At 63.3% G+C, this 20,071-nt stretch carries 18 protein-coding genes and 1 pseudogene; 11 read left to right on the forward strand and 8 right to left on the reverse strand.

The window, feature by feature from the left end; genetic code table 11:
• Entirely contained in the window at positions 1–1,311 is a 1,311-nt protein-coding gene (gene ugpB / locus NKI59_RS08785; protein ID WP_352703632.1) for a sn-glycerol-3-phosphate ABC transporter substrate-binding protein UgpB, read from the reverse strand.
• Between the two features lie 295 nt (positions 1,312–1,606).
• Between ugpB and NKI59_RS08790 the strand changes: the two are divergent.
• A pseudogene (locus NKI59_RS08790) lies at positions 1,607–4,040 on the forward strand (bifunctional diguanylate cyclase/phosphodiesterase).
• A gap of 2 nt (positions 4,041–4,042) precedes the next feature.
• Here the strand turns inward: NKI59_RS08790 and tlpA are convergent.
• Positions 4,043–4,726: a thiol:disulfide interchange protein TlpA gene (tlpA, locus tag NKI59_RS08795; protein WP_352456686.1), complete on the reverse strand. Its 684-nt coding sequence runs from the start codon at positions 4,724–4,726 to the stop codon at positions 4,043–4,045.
• Between the two features lie 35 nt (positions 4,727–4,761).
• Here tlpA and argH point away from each other — a divergent pair, with 35 nt between their 5' ends.
• From argH to lysA, 3 genes are all read left to right on the forward strand, one after another.
• On the forward strand, positions 4,762–6,162 hold the full coding sequence (gene argH / locus NKI59_RS08800; protein ID WP_352703634.1) for an argininosuccinate lyase: 1,401 nt from the start codon (positions 4,762–4,764) through the stop codon (positions 6,160–6,162).
• A 71-nt stretch (positions 6,163–6,233) separates the two neighbouring features.
• Positions 6,234–6,440 carry a hypothetical protein gene (locus NKI59_RS08805; protein WP_023677931.1) on the forward strand — a complete coding sequence of 69 codons (207 nt, stop codon included), beginning with the start codon at positions 6,234–6,236 and terminating at the stop codon, positions 6,438–6,440.
• Positions 6,441–6,455: 15 nt separating this feature from the next.
• On the forward strand, positions 6,456–7,724 hold the full coding sequence (gene lysA, locus NKI59_RS08810) for a diaminopimelate decarboxylase (RefSeq protein WP_352703637.1): 1,269 nt from the start codon (positions 6,456–6,458) through the stop codon (positions 7,722–7,724).
• A 10-nt stretch (positions 7,725–7,734) separates the two neighbouring features.
• Here the strand turns inward: lysA and NKI59_RS08815 are convergent, their stop codons facing one another.
• Positions 7,735–8,037, reverse strand: a complete 303-nt coding sequence (locus NKI59_RS08815) for an ArsR/SmtB family transcription factor (RefSeq protein WP_352489424.1) — start codon at positions 8,035–8,037, stop codon at positions 7,735–7,737.
• Positions 8,038–8,087: 50 nt separating this feature from the next.
• On the opposite strand from NKI59_RS08815, the gene NKI59_RS08820 reads away from it, so the two are divergent.
• Together NKI59_RS08820 and NKI59_RS08825 are read left to right on the forward strand one after the other, a co-directional pair.
• Positions 8,088–9,029, forward strand: a complete 942-nt coding sequence (locus tag NKI59_RS08820; protein WP_352502689.1) for a threonine/serine dehydratase — start codon at positions 8,088–8,090, stop codon at positions 9,027–9,029.
• 212 nt (positions 9,030–9,241) lie between these two features.
• Entirely contained in the window at positions 9,242–11,857 is a 2,616-nt protein-coding gene (locus NKI59_RS08825; protein ID WP_352703640.1) for a TIGR02302 family protein, read from the forward strand.
• Positions 11,858–11,930: 73 nt separating this feature from the next.
• On the opposite strand, the gene NKI59_RS08830 is transcribed toward NKI59_RS08825, so the two are convergent.
• Positions 11,931–12,788: a LysR substrate-binding domain-containing protein gene (locus NKI59_RS08830; protein WP_023677927.1), complete on the reverse strand. Its 858-nt coding sequence runs from the start codon at positions 12,786–12,788 to the stop codon at positions 11,931–11,933.
• Between the two features lie 223 nt (positions 12,789–13,011).
• Here NKI59_RS08830 and NKI59_RS08835 point away from each other — a divergent pair, with 223 nt between their 5' ends.
• Positions 13,012–13,962, forward strand: a complete 951-nt coding sequence (locus NKI59_RS08835; RefSeq protein WP_352703642.1) for a DMT family transporter — start codon at positions 13,012–13,014, stop codon at positions 13,960–13,962.
• A gap of 19 nt (positions 13,963–13,981) precedes the next feature.
• Here NKI59_RS08835 and NKI59_RS08840 read toward each other — a convergent pair whose 3' ends face one another.
• From NKI59_RS08840 to NKI59_RS08850, 3 genes are all read right to left on the reverse strand, one after another.
• Entirely contained in the window at positions 13,982–14,353 is a 372-nt protein-coding gene (locus NKI59_RS08840; protein ID WP_023677925.1) for a response regulator, read from the reverse strand.
• A 197-nt stretch (positions 14,354–14,550) separates the two neighbouring features.
• Complete coding sequence (hpt, locus tag NKI59_RS08845; RefSeq protein ID WP_254816654.1) at positions 14,551–15,093, reverse strand: hypoxanthine phosphoribosyltransferase; 543 nt, start codon at positions 15,091–15,093, stop codon at positions 14,551–14,553.
• A 186-nt stretch (positions 15,094–15,279) separates the two neighbouring features.
• On the reverse strand, positions 15,280–15,570 hold the full coding sequence (locus tag NKI59_RS08850) for a hypothetical protein (protein WP_352646671.1): 291 nt from the start codon (positions 15,568–15,570) through the stop codon (positions 15,280–15,282).
• A 236-nt stretch (positions 15,571–15,806) separates the two neighbouring features.
• Between NKI59_RS08850 and ftsE the strand changes: the two genes are divergently transcribed.
• The 3 genes from ftsE (at position 15,807) to NKI59_RS08865 (ending at position 18,295) form a co-directional block, all read left to right on the forward strand.
• The gene (gene ftsE / locus NKI59_RS08855; protein ID WP_023677923.1) at positions 15,807–16,466 is read left to right on the forward strand and encodes a cell division ATP-binding protein FtsE; all 660 of its coding nucleotides are present in this window, start codon (positions 15,807–15,809) and stop codon (positions 16,464–16,466) included.
• Entirely contained in the window at positions 16,459–17,442 is a 984-nt protein-coding gene (locus NKI59_RS08860; RefSeq protein WP_352646673.1) for a cell division protein FtsX, read from the forward strand. The genes ftsE and NKI59_RS08860 overlap by 8 nt, the downstream gene beginning before the upstream one ends.
• Before the next feature lie 88 nt (positions 17,443–17,530).
• A complete protein-coding gene (locus NKI59_RS08865; RefSeq protein ID WP_352703644.1) occupies positions 17,531–18,295 on the forward strand; it encodes a YdcF family protein in 765 nt (254 codons plus the stop codon).
• Between the two features lie 15 nt (positions 18,296–18,310).
• On the opposite strand, the gene NKI59_RS08870 is transcribed toward NKI59_RS08865, so the two are convergent.
• On the reverse strand, positions 18,311–18,931 hold the full coding sequence (locus NKI59_RS08870; protein ID WP_352570568.1) for a pyridoxamine 5'-phosphate oxidase family protein: 621 nt from the start codon (positions 18,929–18,931) through the stop codon (positions 18,311–18,313).
• Between the two features lie 131 nt (positions 18,932–19,062).
• Here NKI59_RS08870 and NKI59_RS08875 point away from each other — a divergent pair, with 131 nt between their 5' ends.
• A complete protein-coding gene (locus tag NKI59_RS08875) occupies positions 19,063–19,971 on the forward strand; it encodes a LysR family transcriptional regulator (RefSeq protein ID WP_352703646.1) in 909 nt (302 codons plus the stop codon).
• Positions 19,972–20,071: the final 100 nt, after the last annotated feature.

The following is a 20,071-nucleotide window of genomic DNA, read 5'->3' on the forward strand; positions in this document are numbered from 1 at the left end:
TCAGTTCTCCAGCGCTTCCTTGATCGCCGCGTTGCCGCGCGCAACCGCATTGTCGAGTGCCTGCTGGGCGGTTTGCTGGCCGGCCAGCATCTTCTCCAGCTCCTCGTTCTGGATATCGCGCACCTGCGGCAGATTCGGCAGGCGCACGCCCTTCGAGTTGTCGGTCGGCGCCTTGCCCGTCATCTGCAGGATGGGTGTCTCGCGGCCGGGGTTTTTGTCATAGAAGCCTGATTTCTTAGTCGCCTCGTATGCCGCAAGCGTCACTGGCAAATATCCCGACTTCTGGTGCAGATATTCCTGCACATCGGTCTTGGACAGATAGGCAAAGAAAGCCGCGACGCCCTTGTATTCCTCGTCCGACTTGTTGCCGAACACCCACAGGCTGGCACCACCCGGCGTCGTGTTCTGTGGTGCGCCCTTGGCGTCGGTATCATAGGGAAGCTGGCCGATGCCATAGTTCATGCCGGACTTGACGATATCGCCGAGGCCGCCCGACGATTCGGTGAAGATGCCGCATTCGCCGGCGAGGAATATTTGCTTGGCTTCGGAGGTGCGTCCGCCATATTTGAACGTGCCGTCCTTGGCCAGGTCAGCTAGCGCCTGGAAGTGGTTGACGAAAATCGGCGCATTGATCTTGAGTTCGACATCACCGCCGGCCAGGCCATTCTGCTGGGTGGCCCAAGGCACGTCATTCCACGCCGCGAAATTCTCCAGGTGGATCCAGGTCAGCCAGGTCGAGGTATAGCCGCAAGGGGCGGCGCCGCTCGTCTTGATCTTCTTGCCAGCTTCCCACACCTCGTTCCACGTCTTGGGCGGATTGTTCACGTCGAGGCCTGCCTTCTGGAAGATGTCCTTGTTGTAATAGAGGATGGGCGAGGAAGAGTTGTAGGGGAACGATAGCATGGTGCCGTCCGGCTTCGAATAATAGCCTACGATGCCGGGCAGATACTGGCTCTTGTCGAAAGTCATCCCGGCGCCGGTCATCACATCGGCCACCGGCTTTATCGCACCCTCGGCCGCCATCATCACGCCGGTGCCGACGTCGAACACCTGGAGGATATCGGGCGCCTGGCCGGCGCGGAAAGCGGCGATGCCGGCATTCAGCGTCTCCGGATAGGTGCCCTTGAACACCGGAACGAGCTCATAGTCGCTCTGGCTGGCGTTGAAATCCTTGGAGATCTTGGCGACGACCTCGGCGTTGGCGCCGGTCATGGCGTGCCACCAGCTGATCTGCGTGACGGCGAAGGCGGAGGTGGTGGAAAGCAGGGTCAACGTGGCGGCGATACCGGCCGCAAAGCCGAAGAACTTCATGTTTCATCTCCCGTTTGTCATTGGCGAAAGGGGCACTTCCGCAAAGCCAATATGTGGCGCTGATGACAATCGGACAACGGTTTTATTGCGGATCAATGAACATCATTCCTTCCTAAAGTGCACTCGCTACCGAAACCGGGCGCCAGAAATCACATCACCGTCTTTCGGCGCAGCGGCGTCGGTTTTCCCCCGAAAAGACCCGCCTCATGGCCCGCGGGTTAACCATTCGTTAAAATCTCCAAGAGCTAATCAGTCACACCTCCCCTGTTAGTTTTGGCAGACCGAGTGAACCAGGATGCTGACGGTCTATAATTGTATTGTAAGTCAGCACGATCCGAGACTGGTTGCGCTTGCCGCACTCGTCTGTGGAATTTCTTGCTTCTCAGCGGTTAATCTCCTTAAGCATGTCGGCCGATCGACCGAGCGAAACCGGCTTGTCTGGCTGATGATCGCCGCGGCCTCGACCGGGTTCGGCATATGGGCGACGCATTTCATCGCCATGACCGCGTTTACGCCGGGAATACCGAACGCATACAATCCGGGATTATCCGCCTTTTTCGCTTGCCGCCGCCGTTATCATGACCGCGCTTGGGATGTGGGTCGCCACCTTGCGCCGCGGCATCGACTATTTCCTCGTCGGTGGCGCTATTCTGGGCGGCGCCATCGCGACGATGCACTACATCGGCATGGCAGCTTTCGAGGTCGAAGGCCGGGTCGTATGGAACCTGCTCCTTGTCGCGATATCGCTTCTGGCCGGCGTGATCCTCGCGGCACTGGCGCTCCTTGTCGTCTTGCGCCGTCCGTCAGCGCTCGCGACTTTCGGCGGCGCGGCGCTTTTGACGCTGGCGATTTGCAGCTTGCATTTCATCGCGATGGCCGCGGTGTCGATCATTCCGGATTCCTCGATTGAAATATCCGAACATTCCATCGAGCCCATTTCCCAGGCCTTTGCCGCAGCGGTCGCCAGCCTGATAATCCTTGTGCTATCGGGTGCCGCGCTGTGGATCGACCTGCGCTTTCGCCGCCAGAAGCTCGAGGCCGATCGCATGCACGATCTCGCCAATGCGGCGGTGGAAGGTCTGATCGTTTGCGATGGCACCCGCATTGTCAGCGCCAATGACAGTATGGCGAAGCTGACCGGAACAGCGACAGCCACCCTGAACACGATGCAATTCGGCGAGCTTTTCGACGGACAGAGCGCAGCCGATATGTCCGGCTTCGGCGAACAGGCGCAGGAAGCGAAGTTAAGGGGCAGCGACGGCGCGAGAATTCCTGTCGAGCTGATCGCCAGGAAAATCACCTACTGCGGCAGGCCTCATACAGTGCTTGCCGTTCGCGACATCCGTGAGCGCAAGAAGGCAGAACAAGAGATCCTCCGCCTCGCGCATTTCGATCCGCTTACCGGGCTTGCCAATCGGCGGAGCTTTTCTTCCCGGCTGGAAGCAGAATTCGCCTCGATGGATCGTAGCGGCAAGGATGGACATCTGGCGCTCCTGCTGCTTGACCTTGACCGGTTCAAGCAAGTCAACGACCTCTATGGCCACGGGGCCGGCGATGCTATGCTGCAGAAGCTGGCGCACTGCATTTCCGGCATCCCGCGCCACGGACAGATGCTCGCGCGTCTCGGCGGCGATGAATTTGCCATCATAGCTCCGAACCTCCCCGACCCCCTGGCCGCAGGCCGGATAGCCGAGGACTTGCTGGCGGCGATCCGGGAGGAAAACAGGGTTTCGGTCGGCTCCGGCCTCGTCTCGGCCAGCATCGGCATCGCCTTCTTTCCGCTGGATGCCGAAGACCAGGCCGGCCTGATCAGCCATGCCGACACGGCACTCCATCGCGCCAAAACCGAAGGCAGGGACACTTATCGGTTTTTCGAGATGGCCATGGGCACCGCGGCCCGCGACAAGCGCGTGATGGAGCATGAATTGCGCCAGGCGATCGCCCGCAAGGAGTTCCACCTCGTCTATCAGCCGCAGAAGGAGATCCGCGGCGGCAGGATGATCGGCTTCGAAGCCCTGGTCCGTTGGCAGCACCCTGAGCGGGGTGACATTTCTCCGGCCGTTTTCATCCCCGTGGCCGAGGACAGTGGCGCTATCGCGCAGATCGGCGACTGGGTGCTGACGACGGCTTGTAACGATGCTGTTCGCTGGACAAACCCGCTGATGGTCGCCGTCAACGTCTCCGCCGTGCAACTTCACAATCCGAACTTCAGCCGCAAGGTGCACGACGCGTTGACGAGATCCGGCCTGGCCCCCGGCAGGCTCGAACTGGAGATCACCGAAACGGCCCTGGTGAAGGACATGCCGCGCGCGCTGGCAACCTTGAGGCAGGTCAAGGCGCTTGGCGTGCATGTGGCGATGGACGATTTTGGCACCGGCTATTCTTCGCTGTCCAACCTCAGCGCCTTTCCCTTCGACAAGATCAAGATCGACGGGTCGTTCATCAAATCGGTCGACAAGAACGCCCAGTTCGCGGCGATCGTTCGCGCCGTGCTGGGGCTTGGACGCGGTCTCGGCTTACCGGTTCTGGCAGAAGGCATCGAGACGCCGGGTGAATTGCAGTTCCTGGACGCCGAGGCTTGCGAGATCGGGCAAGGCTACTACCTCGGCAAACCGGCTCCGATCGAGACATTCGGGGAACTGACGGGCGTGGCCGCTCCGGCAATCCGCACCGCCAGCCGACGCGGCGCAAGCATTGCCGTGCTCAAGCCGCGCCTGCGCACGGTCTGAGCCTATCCCGGCTGAAGCGCCGCCTCGACCAGACGCTTGGCATCCGGCCCCGACCATTCGGCCGGGCCATTCATATGGGCGATCAGGCAGCCTTGCCCATCGATCAGCATGGTGACCGGCAGACCGAGCGCCAGGCCGCGCGTCTTGACGTCGTTGAACAGCGCCATCGTGGCATCGCGATAGTAGCCGAGCGACTTGACGCCGGTGTCCTCCAGGAACTTCTTCGGTTTGGCATCGTCGCCGGCATCGACGTTGACGGCAACAACCTGAAACGCATCGCTGCCCATCTCCTTCTGCAGCGCATCGAGCGCGGGCATTTCGGCGCGGCAAGGTGCGCACCATGTCGCCCACAGATTGAGCAGCACCGTCTTGCCGGCATGATCGGCGATCGTCGTCGGCTTGCCGTCGGGGCCGTTGAAGGCAAGGCTTTTCAGCGATTGCGGCGGATCCGCCGGCAAAAGCGCGGCAACCTGGCCGGTGGCAGCGGCGGCGATCTTCTTGGCACGGTCGGTCTTGACGGCGCAGGCGACGTCGTCCTTGCCGCCGCCGGCGGCCACTTGCGCGGGCGCCTTGTTGCCAGAACTGCTTTCCCTGACATATACCGCGACCGCGCCGGCCAGCACGCCCGCAACCAAAGCGGCGAGGATGAGACGCAAAGCCGGGAAAAATCTATTGCCGTCTGCCATTTTTGAAAAACTGCTCCGGAGCACGGGTTATAGCGATGAATGACAAGAAGGCCAGCAACCAGATGTGGGGCGGACGTTTTGCCTCGGGTCCGGCCGCAATCATGGAAGCGATCAACGCGTCGATCTCGTTCGACCGCAAACTCTATGCGCAAGATATTCGCGGCTCGATCGCCCATAGCCAGATGCTGGCGCAAACGGGCATTATTTCGGCGGCCGACCAAGAGAAAATCGCTCACGGGCTGAACACGATCCTGGCAGAGATCGAGGCTGGTACATTTGAGTTTTCGACCAGGCTGGAAGACATCCACATGAATGTCGAGGCCCGTCTGGCCGAGCTGATCGGCCCCGCCGCTGGCCGCCTGCATACCGCCCGCTCGCGCAACGACCAGGTGGCGGTCGACCTCAGGCTGTGGGTCAAGGACGAGTGCTTTCGCGTCACCGAGGCGCTGAAGGGCCTGATCACGGCGTTCCTGGATCGGGCCGAGGAGCATGCGGCAACAGTGATGCCGGGCTTCACCCACATGCAGGCGGCGCAGCCGGTGACCTTCGGCCACCACTGCATGGCCTATGTCGAGATGTTTGCGCGCGACCTGTCGCGTGCCCGCGATGCGATTGAGCGGATGGATGAAAGCCCGCTCGGCGCCGCCGCCCTCGCCGGCACCAGCTTTCCCATCGACCGGCACCAGACGGCGAAGGCGCTTGGCTTCCGCGAGCCGATGCGCAATTCGCTCGACAGTGTTTCGGACCGCGATTTCGCGCTCGAGTTCCTGGGCTTGGCGGCGATCTGTGCGACGCATCTGTCGCGGCTGGCCGAAGAGATCATCATCTGGTCGACGCCGCAATTCGGCTTCGTCAGGCTGTCGGATAGTTTCTCGACGGGTTCGTCGATCATGCCGCAGAAGAAGAATCCCGACGCTGCCGAACTGGTGCGCGGCAAGACCGGCCGTGTCACCGGCCATCTCGTCGGTCTGCTGACGGTGATGAAGGGCATGCCGCTGACCTATGCCAAGGACATGCAGGAAGACAAGGAATCGGTCTTCGACGCGGCCGAGACGCTCGACCTGATGCTGGCGGCGATGACCGGCATGGTGCGCGATATAACGGTGAACACTGCCGCGATGAAGAAGGCGGCCGGCGCCGGCTATTCGACTGCGACCGACCTCGCCGACTGGCTGGTGCGCACGCTCGGCCTGCCGTTCCGCGAGGCGCACCATATCACTGGCCGGGCGGTGGCGCTGGCCGAGGAGAAGAAGGTCGGGCTCGACAGGCTTTCGCTGGAGGATCTGCAGTCCATTCACCCCGGTATCAGCGCCGACGTGTTTTCGGTTCTTGCCGTGCAGAATTCTGTAAAGAGCCGCACGAGCTTCGGCGGCACCGCGCCGTCCGAGGTGCGCAAGCAGATCCGCTACTGGAAAAAGCGGCTCGCCAAGGCGTAAGACGCGGGGTGCAATGGCCGCAAAACTCGGCTAGAAGCGGCTGCGGGCAACAGTTTCGGACGGATGGCACGATGACCGGAAGCAGGATTTTGGTGACGCTGACGCTGCTGGCGGCAATGGCCACCGTTGCGGCCTGCGGCAGGAAGGCTGCGCTCGACACGCCGTACGCGGCAGCCGTGCAGGCCCGCAAGGACGCCGAGAAGGCCAAGCAACCTTTGCCGCCGGAGCCGGAAAAACCTGTCGAGGACAAGAAATTCATCCTCGACCCGCTGCTCTGATTTCGGACCAATCTCGTGAACCATTTCGACTACCGCGACGGCGCGCTGCATGCCGAGGACGTGGCGATATCAGACATCGCCGCCAGCGTCGGCACGCCGTTCTACTGTTATTCGACGGCGACGCTGACCAGGCATTTTCGCGTCTTCACCGAGGCCTTTGCCGGGCTCGATGCTCTCGTCTGCTATGCCATGAAGGCGAATTCCAACCAGGCCGTGCTGAGGGTGCTGGCAAGGCTCGGCGCCGGCGCCGACGTGGTCTCGGAGGGCGAATTGCGCCGCGCTTTGGCGGCCGGCATCCCGGCAAGCAAGATCCTGTTTTCGGGCGTCGGCAAGACCGCGCGCGAAATGGATTCTGCGCTCTCGGCCGGCATTCTCTGCTTCAACGTCGAATCCGAACCGGAGCTGGAGTTGCTGTCGGCCCGCGCCACCGCGCTGGGCAAGATCGCGCCGATCTCGCTGCGCATCAATCCGGATGTCGACGCCAGGACGCACAAGAAGATTTCGACTGGGAAGGCCGAGAACAAGTTCGGCATTCCGTGGCAGCATGCGCGGAAGGTCTATGCGCGCGCGGCTGAGCTGCCGGGCATCAAGGTCACCGGCATAGACACCCATATCGGCAGCCAGATCACCGAATTGCAGCCCTTCGACGATGCCTTTGCGCTGCTGGTGGAGCTGGTCGGCGCCTTGCGCTCCGACGGTCATGCCATCGAGCACATCGATGTCGGCGGCGGCCTTGGCATTCCCTACCGCGTCGACAACAACCCGCCGCCTTTGCCCGATGCCTATGCCCGGATCGTCAGGAAACATGTTGCCAAACTTGGGCTGAAGGTAATGTTTGAGCCAGGCCGGCTGATCGTCGGGAATGCCGGCATCCTGGTGTCGGAAGTAATCTTCGTGAAGGAGGGCGACGCCAAGAACTTCCTCGTCGTCGACGCCGCGATGAACGACCTGATCCGGCCGACACTTTACGACGCTTTTCACGACATCAAGCCGGTGGCGCAGCAGCCGGCCGCTGCACCACGCATGAAGGTCGACGTCGTCGGCCCGGTTTGCGAGACCGGCGACTATCTCGGGCTCGACCGTGACCTGCCCCGGCTGAAATCCGGCGACCTGATCGCTGTCTCCACCGCCGGCGCCTATGGCGCCGTTCAGGCCGGCACCTACAATACCAGGCTGCTGGTACCGGAAGTGCTGGTCGACGGCGACCGCTTCCACGTTGTGCGTCCGCGCCAGACCTATGACGAGCTGATCGGACTGGACTCGGTGCCGGACTGGTTGGAGTAGAACTCTGCAGCTACAGCCGGTGCTGAATGAGCGCCCTGATTTCGGCGATTCTGTCCTCATTCCGGCGATAGAATATCCACTGCTTGATGCGCTTGCTGCGCAAAAGCCCTGCCTGGGTGAGCACGCGCATATGCTCGCTGAGCGTAGCCTGGGTGATCCCTAGCCTCTCCGCGATCAGCAGCGCGCAGACGCCGTCCTCGACCAGATCGCCGTCCGTCTGCGGCGGAAAATGCGCCCGCGGGTCCTTGAGCCAATCGAGGATCTGGAGCCTGCGCTCGTTGGCAATCGCTTTGAAAACGTCGACCTCTTGCATTTAGGCACTTTGCCAAGTTACTAAGTAATGTCAACTCTGGGAGTGAAAGCATGCTGCACGGCCACACGATCACACGCGAGCGCATTGCGGCGATAGAACCCCGCATCCGGCCCTTCGTGCGCCACACGCCGGTGCTGCGCGTCGACATGGCCGATTTCGGCCGCCCGCCTCTGCCCGTCGACCTGAAGCTTGAGTGCTTGCAGCATTCCGGCTCGTTCAAGGTACGTGGTGCGTTCACCAATCTCCTCGAACGGCCGGTTCCTGCGGCCGGCGTCGTCGCCGCGTCGGGCGGCAATCACGGCGCCGCCGTCGCCTATGCCGCCATGCGGCTCGGCCACAAGGCGACCATCTTTGTTCCCGAAGTGAGCCCGCAGGCCAAGCTGGACCGCATCCGCGGCTACGGCGCCGAGCTGATCGTCGGCGGCGCCCGTTATGCCGAGGCGCTGGCCGCCAGCGAGAGCTTCGCCGAAAAATCCGGCGCGCTGCAGATCCACGCCTTCAACCAGGAGGAGACGCTGGTCGGGCAAGGCACGCTCGGCCTCGAGATCGAGGCCGACCTGCCGAAGCTCGACACCCTGCTGGTCGCCGTCGGCGGCGGCGGGCTGATCGGCGGCATCGCTGCCTGGTTTTCCGGCCGCATCAGGATAATCGCGGTCGAGCCGGAGGGTGCGCCGACGCTTCATCGCGCCTTCGAGGCGGGCCGACCCGTCGACGCGCCGGCTGAGGGCATCGCCGCCGATTCGCTCGCGCCAAAGCGTGTCGGCGAAATGATGTATCCTATCGCCGAGGCATTCGTCGAGCGCTCGATCCTGGTCGGCGACGACGACATTATCGCCGCCCAGGCGGCGCTGTGGGACCGCGTGCGAATCATCTCCGAGCCGGGCGGTGCGGCCGCCTTCGCGGCGCTCCTGTCCGGCCGCTACGCACCGGCTGCAGGCGAGCGCGTTGCCGTACTGGTCTGCGGCGCAAACGCCAATCCGGCGAAATTCTGACAATATCCGGGGCATTATTGTTCACGTTTTGGGGAACCGCCTCGCCTTCGCCGTGTTTGTTGGTATCCTTAGGGCGATGTGCATCCGCTTGGACGCACGAAGTACGCGCTAGGATTTTAGGTCTTCGCATCGTGCTTCCCGAAAATCGACTTTTCGGGCCCATGCGATAGACTCGTGAGGCCTGGGCTATCCCGCCCGGCCAGGAAGGGCCGATGACACAACGACCCATTTTCACCAGCGATCGCAGTCTGGCCAGGCGCCTTGCCTTGAGCCGGCTGGGGACGCAGGTCTCGATAATCGTCGAACGCGGCTGGCCATTGCTGCTGCCACTGATCATCGTCGCCAGCCTGTTCCTCAGCATTTCGTGGCTCGGCCTGTTCCCATTTTTGCCCGATCTGGCGCGGATCGGTCTTATCACGGCATTCGGCGTCGCAGCGCTTGCCGCACTCTATCCACTGCGTTTCTTCCGCACGCCATCCAGGGCCGAGGTCGACCGCCGCATCGAGGCGGCCAACCGTTTGCTGCACAGCCCGGTGCAGGTCCAGACCGATCGCCCGAGCGGCAAGGAAAGCATTTTTTCGCAAGCCCTGTGGCGCGAGCATCAGCGGCGCATGGCGGACCGGCTGGGCGAGCTTGGCGGCGACGTGCCGCGCACACGCGTGCCGGAACGCGACCCGTGGGCGCTGCGTGCCGTTGCCGCGCTTTTGTTGGTCACTGCCTTTGCCTTCTCCTTCGGGCCATCGGGCGGCAGGCTGAGCGACGGTTTTGTTGCCCGTGCCGCCCGCGACGTCGTGCCGCCGCGCATTGATGCCTGGGTGACGCCGCCGGCCTATACCGGCAGGCCGCCGGTATTCCTGAACGCCCCGGTCCTGGCCAACAACGCCACTCAAGCGCCGCCGACCTTCACGATTCCGGAGGGCAGCGATGTGTCGCTGCGCGTCACCGGCGGTTCGGGCGAGGAAACGCTGAGCTACGCCGACACCGGCGGCAACACCCGCGCCATCGATCCGACCGGGCCGCAAGCCGCCAAGACTGAGGCAAGTCCGGCAACGCCTTCCACCGTGCGCCAGTTCAGCGGCAAGTTAACGGCCGACGGCACGCTGACGCTGCAGTCCAGCGACGGCGAGCTCGGCCGCTGGGCCTTCGCCATAATTCCCGACAAGCCGCCGCAGATCCGCTTTGTCGGCGAGCCGAAGCGCGCCGTCAACGGCGCCTTCGAGCTCAACTACCAGATCGACGACGACTATGGCGCGGCCTCCGCCAAGGCGGTTTTCGCGTTGGCCGATCCGCAAGTGCCCAACGCGCATCCGCTCTATGGCCCGCCGGAAATGCCGCTGACGTTGCCGCGCCGCGGCGGCAAGGCCAATGCCGCTAAGACGACGAAGGACCTGACCGACCATGTCTGGGCAGGTGGCAACGTCAAGCTGTCGCTTGTCGCCACCGACGGTGCCGGACACACGGCGACCAGCGAAACCAAGACGCTGGTGATGCCGGAGCGGCCATTCTCCAACCCGTTGGCGCGGGCTGTGGTCGAGCAGCGCCGCATACTGGCGCTCGACGCCTATGCCAAGGACCGCGTGCTCGACCTGATGGATGCAATCACGCTCAGGCCGGAAGACACGTTCGACAACATGGCGCACTACCTCGCCATCATGAGCGCCCGCACCCGGCTGAAGATGGCAGACAGCGACGACCAGTTGCGCGACGAGGTCGCTTACCTCTGGGAGATCGCGCTCGGCATTGAGGAAGGCAATCTGTCGGCGGCCGAGAAGCGGCTGCGCCAGGCGCAGCAGGCGCTGCAGGATGCGATCAAGAACGGCGCCAGCGACCAAGAGATCGAGAAGGCGATGAAGGAACTGCGCGAGGCGATGAACCAGTTCCTGCAGGAATTCGCGGCGCGGGCGCAGCAGAATCCGAATGCGCCACAGATGCAGCAGAACGGTCAGGAACTGCGCCAGAGCGACATCGACCGCATGATGGACCAGATCGAGAACCTGGCGAAATCCGGCAATCGCGACCAGGCGCAGCAATTGCTGTCCGAGTTGCAGGACATGATGAACAATCTGCAGGCAGGCCGCCAGCAACAGGGCGGCCAGCAGGACAGCGAGATGCGCCAGCAGATGGACAAGCTGGGCGAGATCATGCGGCGCCAGCAGGAGATGATGAACGACACTTTCCGTATGGACCAGATGCAGCGCGGCCAGCAACAGCGCGGGCAGAACCGCGACGAGCAGCTCGGCGAGAACGGTGAGCCAGGCCCGATGGGCGAAGAGGGCAAGCCCGGCCCGGGTGACGACCGCGATCCGCTCGGCCGGCCGAAGCCGATGACGCCGCAGGAATTTGCTGATGCGCTGAAGCAATTGCAGGAAGGCCAGGGCAAGCTGCAGAGCGAGCTCGATCAATTGAGGAAGAGCCTCGAAGGCATGGGCCTCGACCCCAATGAGGGGTTTGGCGAGGCCGGCAAATCCATGGGCAATGCCGAACAGGCGCTCGGCGAGGGCGAAGGCGACCAGGCCGTCGGTCACCAGGGCCGCGCATTGGAAGCCTTGCGCAGGGGCGCCAAGGACATGATGAAGCAATTGCAGGCGATGCAAGGCGACCAGGGCGGCAACGGGCAGGGCGGGCGCCAGCAGAATGCCGACCGTGACCCGCTCGGGCGGCCCCGCACCAGCGAGGGTCCCGATGACGGAAGTTCGGTGAGAGTGCCTGACGAGATCGATGTGCAGCGTGCCCGCCAGATCCTCGAAGCGATCCGCAAGCGGCTCGGCAACGCACTCAGCCCGGATATCGAGCGCAGCTATCTGGAGCGGTTGCTGGAGCTGAAGTAAGGCTGCCCCCCAATATTCGGAAGATCGCCGTGCGGTCCGTGGAGGCCGCCACCGCCGGACTGAGCGGCACGTTTTAACGGTTGGTGAACGCCTCGCGGATCGCCTCTTCCATGCCGTCGATGGCCTCGCCGGAAGCGTTCGGATTGCGCCGCAGCACCACGTTCGAGGAATCGATGTCGCCGAACCCGTCGGCGGCCGTAAGCTCGCGGCAGCCGGCCGGGATGTTGCTGCGCGAGATCGGCGCAATCGCCAACCCGGAGGTGACGGCGAGCCGCAGGCCGCCATTGGTATCGCTGGTGTAGGCGACACGATAGGCGAGACCGCGCTGTTCCAGCGACTTTATGGCGAAATCCTTGCACCAACCGGCACGATTGTAGAGCGCGATCGGCACCGGCCGCTCCTCATGCATGTGATGCAGCTCCGACGTCACCCATACGGTCGGGTCATGCATCAGCACCTCACCGCCTGACAGATCCTGCCATTCGAACACCACCGCCAGATCGAGCTCGCCGGCGGCGAGCGCCGCGATCTGCGCACCGGAATGCGCGTAGCGGACCGTGATGTCGACCTGAGGATGGCGCTTGGCAAAGGCGCCGAGTGCCCGCGACAGGATCGCGTGGCCATATTCTTCCGGGATACCGATGCGCACCGGCCCGCCAAGCGGCGCCGCGACCATCGATGCCGCCGTCTCGTCGAGCAGTGAAACGATGCGCCTGGCGTTGGCGATGAGTTCGCCGCCGCGCTGCGTCAACGCTACACCGCGCGACCCGCGCTCGAACAGGCTGTCGCCGATCATGCCTTCGAGCCTCTTCATCTGCATCGAGACCGCCGACTGGGTGCGGCCGGCCCGCTCCGCCGCTTTGGTGAAATTGCCGGTGTCGGCGACCGCCACGAAGGTGCGCAACAGGTCGCTGTCGAGATTGGGTCGCATGTGCCCGCCATAAGAAAATCTGATTGCTGGCATCATTCCAATTCGTTTGCAACATGTCAAACGGCGGACGATAGTCGCCTTACCCATTGGATATGCGGCCGGGAAATCGGCTGCGGACCAATCAAAAGTCCTCACTCGTACCCGCTGCCCGAAACGGTGGCGGGTTCTTTTTACCCGGATGCAGGCCTGCTTTCGGCCGCGCACGCGGGAGACAGGAGCGCCTATGCAGAATCGGCTTGTGCTCGGCATCCTCAGCCTCTGTCTCGGCGTGCTGGTCTTTTCGCTGCAGGACCCGCTGGTCAAGGCGGTGTCGAGCCACTATCCGGTCACCGAGGTGATGGCGATCCGCTCGATCGTCGCCCTGCCGATCCTGGTTTTCCTTGTCCACGCCGATGTCGGATTGCAGGCGATCCTGTCGAAGCGGTTCGGCATGCTGACGATGCGCGCCTTCATCCAGTTCACCTCCTACACGGCCTACTACCTGGCAATCGCCGCCCTGCCGCTGGCTGACGCGGTGGCGCTCTATTTCATGGCGCCGCTGTTCATCATGGCGTTGGCCGGCCCCTATCTCGGCGAACGCGTGTCCTGGCAGGCGCTCGCCACCGTCCTGGTCGGCATGCTCGGCGTGCTGGTGATGGTGCGCCCGGGCGCCGGCTTGTTCGACTGGGCAGCGCTGCTGTCGCTAGGTTCGGCTCTGCTCTACGGTTTCTCGCAGCTGATGGCACGCAAGATCGGCGACACCGAATCCTCGACTGTCATGGCTTTCTATCAGAACGGCGCTTATCTGATCGGCGCCGCATTTGTGGCGGCATTGTTTTGGCTGGCAGGCATTGACCACGCCGTGCATCCGAGTCTCGAATTCCTCGTCCGGCCATGGGTCTGGCCGGCGACGCCGGATCTCCTCAAGATGGGGGCATGCGGCTTCGTTGCCTCGGCCGGCATGATCCTGTTGTCGCAGGCCTACCGGCTGGCGCCCGCCAACAGCGTCGCCACCTTCGAATACACCGGTATCATCTGGTCGCCGCTATGGGGTTTTCTGTTCTTTGCCGAAGTGCCGCGACCAGCGACGGCGGCGGGCGCAGCCCTCATCATCGGCGCCGGCCTGTTTGCGCTCAATGCCAGCCGGCGCCTGAGCGGCGCGCCAGCCATTACGGCGACCTGCGACCCTGCCTGAAGGCGGTCGGCCTTGGGCTTTAGGCGAAGCAGGCGAGCGCCTGTTCGACGCGGGCGCGGATTTCAGCCAGCGTGAACGGCTTTTGCACGACGTCGAGAATAATGCCGTCCAATTCCTCGGCGCGCTCGCGCTGGTCGGCATAGCCGGTCATCAGCATGATCTTCATCGCCGGGAACAGCGCTGCTGCCGCCTTGGCCATCTCGATGCCGTCTATTTCCGGCATGCGGATGTCGGACAGCACAAGGTCATAGCTCCCTTGCGCCGCCCGGATCAGAGAAAGGCCATGTGCGCCGTCGGCGGCAACAGTGACATTATGCCCGGCGCGTTCGAGCGCGCGAGCGGCGAGAGTGCGGACGGATTCATCGTCCTCGACGATCAGGAGCTTTGCCATGGGCAGGATATTTGGCGGGGAAAAGTTGATGTTTCCTGAAGGCGCCAAGGGTCGATGAGGCCTTTTCAGAATTCGCTCCGCCAAGTCAGATAGCGTGGTTTTCGAGAACCGGAGCGGAGCGGACGTTCGAGTCCGAGAGCACCGGAAGCGCAGAAAACTGCGTCAGGTGGCCGCCGGAGTAGAATTATCAAAAGGCCTCAAGCGTCGCCCTTGACGATGCCGACGAAGGGCAATTCGCGAAACGCGTGGGCGACGTCCATGCCATAACCGACGACGAAATAATCGGGGCAGTCGAAGCCGACATAGTCGGCGTTGAGCGTGGTCTGGCGGCGCATGCGCTTGTCGAGCAGCACGGCGATGGCACAGCTCCTCGCGCCGCGCGACAGCATGAGGTCGCGGGTGAAACTCAGCGTCTTGCCGGATTCCAGAATGTCATCGATCAAAAGCACATCGCGACCGGCGACCTCGTTGTCGATGTCGCGCAGCACCCTCACCTCACCGCTGGTCGTGCCGGCGCCATAGCTGGAGATGAAGATGAACTCGACCTCCGGCGACAGGCCGACATCGTGCATGGCACGGATAAGATCGGCGGCGAAGATGAACGATCCCTTCAGCACCGAGATTACCAGAAGGTCGTGGTAGTCGTGCCCGGCGATCTCCTTGGCAAGTTCCAGGTTCCGCCGCGCGATGGCGGACGCCGAAAACAGGACTTCGATGTCCTTGCCGCGCACAACTGGCATTGGCTGCCCTTCCAGAAATGATCGCCTTGTAGGCGAAGCCGACCGAAAACGGTCTTCAACCTGTTTCTAGGCATGTCGAGCCGGCTGGCAAGGCCAAATCTTTCGCAGGACGCCCGCGAACGGTCGGGTGTCCGCAGCGCGTCGCTGATCGTTTATCTGGTGACCTGTTGATTTTCTGGCGCCGCTCTAACGAACCAGCGCATGGCCGCCCGAAATCCAGAAGGCGGCAAAGGCGGCACCGACGCCGACAATCCAGAAGATCGGCCCACCATGCACCCACAATGGGCGTTCGACGGCGGTTTCGGGCTTGCGCAACATGTCCATGCCTTCGATCGAAGGCATGGACATCATGCGCGCAGGCAGCGGCGCAAAGTCTGGACGTGTAAAATGGCGGGGCAGCACCTCATAATCGGCATCGATGACCTCGGCGGTCACGTCGCGCATGATGCGTTCCGGCTCGGCGGCCGGATCGGTCATGATTTCGCCGGAAACCGGGCGCGCGGTTCGATCCTCAGCCATCATGGCCCAACACTACCGCACCTGTTCGCTGTTCGTTTCTTTTGGGTAAACGGAAATGGTTAACGCTTCCCCACCGGAACCCCTGTGACTCGCTCGAAAAGCCCCCAAATTAACCGTCGGTTAACCATGCCGGCCGATGGTCTTTCCATAGAAAGGGCTGGCATCTTGCCGCCGAGAATTTCAGGTCGTCGAAAGTGATCCGCTTCGAAAATGTCGGCCTCCGCTATGGCATGGGTCCGGAGATCCTCCGCGACATCTCCTTGCACATTCCGGAGCGCTCCTTTCAGTTCCTGAGCGGACCTTCAGGCGCCGGCAAGACGACGTTGCTGCGGCTTTTGTTCATGTCGCTGAAGCCGACACGCGGCCTGATCACCATTTTCGGCAAGGACCGCTCGCGCATCTCGCGTACCGAATTGCCGCATCTGAGACGACGCATCGGCGTGGTGTTCCAGGATTTTCGCCTGCTCGACCATATGACCACCTACGAGAACGTGGCATTGCCGCTGCGCGTGCGCGGCCGCGAGGAGGCGACCTATCGCACCGACGTCACCGAGCTGCTGAAATGGGTCGGCCTCGGCGAGCGCATGCATGTGCTGCCGCCGGTGCTGTCTGGCGGCGAGAAGCAGCGCGCCGCCATCGCCCGGGCGTTGATCGAGCAGCCCGAGATCCTGCTCGCCGACGAGCCGACCGGCAATGTCGACCCGCCGCTGGCACGACGCTTGCTGCGGCTGTTCATCGAGCTCAACCGGCTGGGCACCGCCGTGGTGATCGCCACACACGACCTCGGCCTGATGGAACAGGTCGACGCACGGCGAATGATCCTGGCCGGCGGAAGGCTGGACATCTATGACTGAGCTCTCCGTCGAACATTTCGAGGGTCAGGACGCCGCGGCGGCAAAGCCCCGCGTCCAGCGCAAAATGGCGCCGATCGTGCCGGCGCAGAACATCGCCGGCCGGGCGCTGGTGCTGGTCATCGCCATCATGACGTTTCTGTCCTGCCTGACGTTTGGCGCCGTCACGCTGGTGCGTGACACCGCCTCCGTCTGGGAGAACCAGATCTCGCGCGAGGCGACCATCCAGATCAAGCCGGTCGACGGCCTCGACATGGAGGCCGCACTTGCGCTGGCCTCGCAGATCGCCGGCGAATTCCCTGGCGTGAAAAGCGCCCGGATCGTCGACCGCGAAGCGACGGCCCGGCTGCTCGAGCCTTGGCTGGGCTCGGGCCTGAACATCGATGAGCTGCCGGTGCCGCGCTTGATCATCATCACCATCGACGAGAATAGTCCGCCCGATTTCGCCGCACTGCGCGCGGCGATCACGCCGAAGCTGCCGAGTGCCTCGCTCGACGATCATCGCACCTGGGTCGACCGGCTGGTTGCCATGGCCCGCACCACGGTAACGATCGGTATTGCAGTGCTGGCGCTGATGCTGTCGGCGACGGTGCTGACCGTGGTATTCGCGACGCGCGGCGCCATGGCCGGCAATGGCCACATCATCGAGGTGCTGCATTTTGTCGGCGCCGAGGCGCGCTTCATCGCGCGCGAATTCCGCCGGCATTTTCTGGTCACCGGCATGAAGGGCGCCGCGGCAGGCGGCGCCGCGGCGATCCTGGTCTTCATCGTCTTCTCCTGGTGGTCGTCACGCAACATGGCAACGCCGCTGGCCGACCAGGCGACCGCCCTATTCGGCAATTTCGCCATCGGCTCGGCGGGTTATCTCGGGGTCGCTGTCATGGTGCTGGTGATCGGCGCGCTGACGGCGGCAACCTCCCATTTCACCGTGGTTACCTATCTCAGCGACATCGACATTCGCCAGCCGGACGCCGGCTAAAGGAAAGATCGATCACGGATGAAAACGCATCGTCACGAAAATTGCATTTTTTTCCTACCAAAGGCCGTATTTCGGGATTAACCATTTCATGATGGACGTTCGGGACTCGACCGATACCGCTGGATGCATGCCAGTGCTGGTTGCGCGCCCGCCTGTATTCGCCGAGCCTGATGAATTTGCCAAGCCGGGTCAGTTCGCCAAACATGGGCGGCTGCTGGCAGCCCGCTCCTTGCGCATCTCGGCTCTCCTTCTGCTCGCCTTTATGGCGCTGTTTGTCGCCGGCTTCGGCTGGTTCGCCAATACCGTCAGCCGCCTGACTACGCCCGCCAATCCGGCAAGGGCCGACGCTATCATCGTGCTGACCGGCGGCCAGTCGCGCCTCGACGCTGCGATGGGCCTGCTTTCGTTAGGCAAGGGCGAGCGGCTGCTGATCAGCGGCGTCCATCCCTCCGCCAGCCGCCGCCAGCTTCAGGCCGCGACCGGCGGCGACAAGAGGCTGTTTTCCTGCTGCGTCGACATCGACCGCGCCGCGCTCGACACGATCGGCAATGCCGAGGAAAGTGCCAAATGGGTCGAGGACCATGCCTACGGCACGGTCATTCTCGTCACCAACAATTATCACATGCCGCGCAGCCTGCTGGAAATGGGCCGGCTGCTGCACGGCGCCAGGCTCGAACCCTATCCGGTGGTCAACACCAACCTCGAGAATGGCCGCTGGCTGACCAAGCCAGAAGCGCTGCGCGTGCTGTTCACCGAATATAACAAATACCTGCTGGCGCTGGCGCGCGGCATCATGCCGGTGAAGCAATCGCCCAACGGCGTCACGCTGGCCGACGCCGCGGGCGGAAACTGAACGGCACCGGCACTTTTATTCCCTAGCTGCTGCACCCGAGCGCAAGCGTGCGATCTCCTGTTCGAGCCGTTCGATGCGCTTGTCGCGTTCGCCCAGCGCCGCCGCCACGTCGGCCGCTTCGAAACGCTGCGGGATGTGCTGCGAGCAATTTGAATCCCAAGCCGAAACCGTAAACAGGATGACCTGCTCGGGTCGCGCCTTATAGTCTTGCGGCATCAGCTTTGCCGTCAGCTCGGCATCGCCCTCGACGACTTGCGCTTTGCCCCAGATCTTGATGCGCTGCCGGTGCGCATAATCGATCAGGAATAGGAAAGCCTGTGGGTTGTCGCTGAGGTTGCCCTGGGTGATGAACTGCCTGTTGCCGGAAAAATCGGCAAAGCCGATCGTCCGTTCGTCGAGCACCTTGAGGAAACCGGCAGGCCCGCCGCGATGCTGGATGTAAGGCTGCCCGTCCGCATTGGCGGTCGACAGAAAGACGCTGGTCTGCGCCTCGATGAAGGCGGCGAGATCGGGCGTGATTGCCGCCTGCCAGCCGCCACGCTCCTCGACACGGGCATAGGCCTGGCGCGAGCCCTTGCGCGCCTGAATCGCCTTCACCGTCGGGGTGAAAGCAACATCGCTGGTGTGAGCGTTCATGGAAGCCTCCTCAAGCGCCGAGCTGCGCTGCATTGCTAGTCAGGAAATAGGTCCTTCCATCTTCGAGATGCAGATGCCATATCTGCAATCTATCCTTCCGTTTTTCGGGAGGGCAAATTTTCGGGAGAGCTATGGATCGCCTCCAGTCCATGTCGCTTTTCGTTGCCGCGGCGGAGACAGGCAGCCTCTCGGCTGCCGGGCGCCGCTTCGGCATTCCGCTGACGACGGTCAGCCGCAAGGTTTCGGACCTGGAGCGGCATCTGAAGACACGGCTGTTGACCCGCACGGCGCGGCAGCTGTCGCTGACCGATGCGGGCCATGCCTATCTCGCCGCGTGTCGTCGCATTCTCGACGAGGTCGGCGAGGCCGAGCGAATAGCCGCCGGCGAATACAGCGCCCCGACCGGCGAACTGATCGTCACTGCGCCGATCGTCTTCGGCCGCCTGCATGTGCTGCCGGTCGTCACCGCCTTTCTCGCCGCCTACCCCGACGTGAGTGTGCGGCTGACACTCGCCGACCGGATAACCCAGTTGGTCGAAGAGCACATCGACCTCGCCGTCCGCATCGGCGAGCTTGCCGATTCGAGCCTGGTCGCTATCCGCCTGGGTTCGATCCACCGCGTCGTTTGCGCGAGCCCGGCCTATCTCGCCGAGCACGGCACGCCGAAAACGCCGCAGGAGCTTGCGGCGCACAGTGCAATCACCTTTGAAGGGCTCACCGCTGCCAGTTGGACCTTCGCCACCGGCAAGGCCGAATTCACCGTACCGGTCCGCTCCAGGTTACGGGTCAACACCGCTGAGGCGGCAATCGATGCGGCGATTGCCGGCGTCGGCGTGACGAGGCTGCTTTCCTACCAGATCGCCGCCGCAGTTCGGTCGGGTACGCTGCGCCCGGTGCTGCAAGAGTTTGAGCCAGACCCATGGCCGGTGAGCCTCGTCCATGCCGGCCAGGGGCTACTGCCGGTGAAGCTGCGCGCATTCCTCGACTTCGCCGCCCCGCGCCTGAGACAGCGCCTGCTGCAGGCGGCGTGGCAAACGTGACGAAGACGGCCCATCGCAAGGCCGGGCCGATCGCCCGCCTCGCAGCGTTTCCTTTTTGCCGGCGCTTGGTGTAACCAACGCACACCTCCTCACCGGGCAC

Source organism: Mesorhizobium sp. M0598, from assembly GCF_040320865.1.
Classification (GTDB): Bacteria; Pseudomonadota; Alphaproteobacteria; order Rhizobiales; family Rhizobiaceae; genus Mesorhizobium.

Coding starts and splice junctions, on each gene's coding strand:
- ugpB (WP_352703632.1), bottom strand. CDS start 1,311: ATGAAGTTCTTCGGCTTTGCGGCCGGTATCGCCGCCACGTTGACCCTG.
- tlpA (WP_352456686.1), bottom strand. CDS start 4,726: ATGGCAGACGGCAATAGATTTTTCCCGGCTTTGCGTCTCATCCTCGCC.
- argH (WP_352703634.1), top strand. CDS start 4,762: ATGAATGACAAGAAGGCCAGCAACCAGATGTGGGGCGGACGTTTTGCC.
- NKI59_RS08805 (WP_023677931.1), top strand. CDS start 6,234: ATGACCGGAAGCAGGATTTTGGTGACGCTGACGCTGCTGGCGGCAATG.
- NKI59_RS08815 (WP_352489424.1), bottom strand. CDS start 8,037: ATGCAAGAGGTCGACGTTTTCAAAGCGATTGCCAACGAGCGCAGGCTC.
- NKI59_RS08820 (WP_352502689.1), top strand. CDS start 8,088: ATGCTGCACGGCCACACGATCACACGCGAGCGCATTGCGGCGATAGAA.
- NKI59_RS08825 (WP_352703640.1), top strand. CDS start 9,242: ATGACACAACGACCCATTTTCACCAGCGATCGCAGTCTGGCCAGGCGC.
- NKI59_RS08830 (WP_023677927.1), bottom strand. CDS start 12,788: ATGCGACCCAATCTCGACAGCGACCTGTTGCGCACCTTCGTGGCGGTC.
- NKI59_RS08835 (WP_352703642.1), top strand. CDS start 13,012: ATGCAGAATCGGCTTGTGCTCGGCATCCTCAGCCTCTGTCTCGGCGTG.
- NKI59_RS08840 (WP_023677925.1), bottom strand. CDS start 14,353: ATGGCAAAGCTCCTGATCGTCGAGGACGATGAATCCGTCCGCACTCTC.
- hpt (WP_254816654.1), bottom strand. CDS start 15,093: ATGCCAGTTGTGCGCGGCAAGGACATCGAAGTCCTGTTTTCGGCGTCC.
- NKI59_RS08850 (WP_352646671.1), bottom strand. CDS start 15,570: ATGACCGATCCGGCCGCCGAGCCGGAACGCATCATGCGCGACGTGACC.
- NKI59_RS08860 (WP_352646673.1), top strand. CDS start 16,459: ATGACTGAGCTCTCCGTCGAACATTTCGAGGGTCAGGACGCCGCGGCG.
- NKI59_RS08865 (WP_352703644.1), top strand. CDS start 17,531: ATGATGGACGTTCGGGACTCGACCGATACCGCTGGATGCATGCCAGTG.
- NKI59_RS08870 (WP_352570568.1), bottom strand. CDS start 18,931: ATGAACGCTCACACCAGCGATGTTGCTTTCACCCCGACGGTGAAGGCG.
- NKI59_RS08875 (WP_352703646.1), top strand. CDS start 19,063: ATGGATCGCCTCCAGTCCATGTCGCTTTTCGTTGCCGCGGCGGAGACA.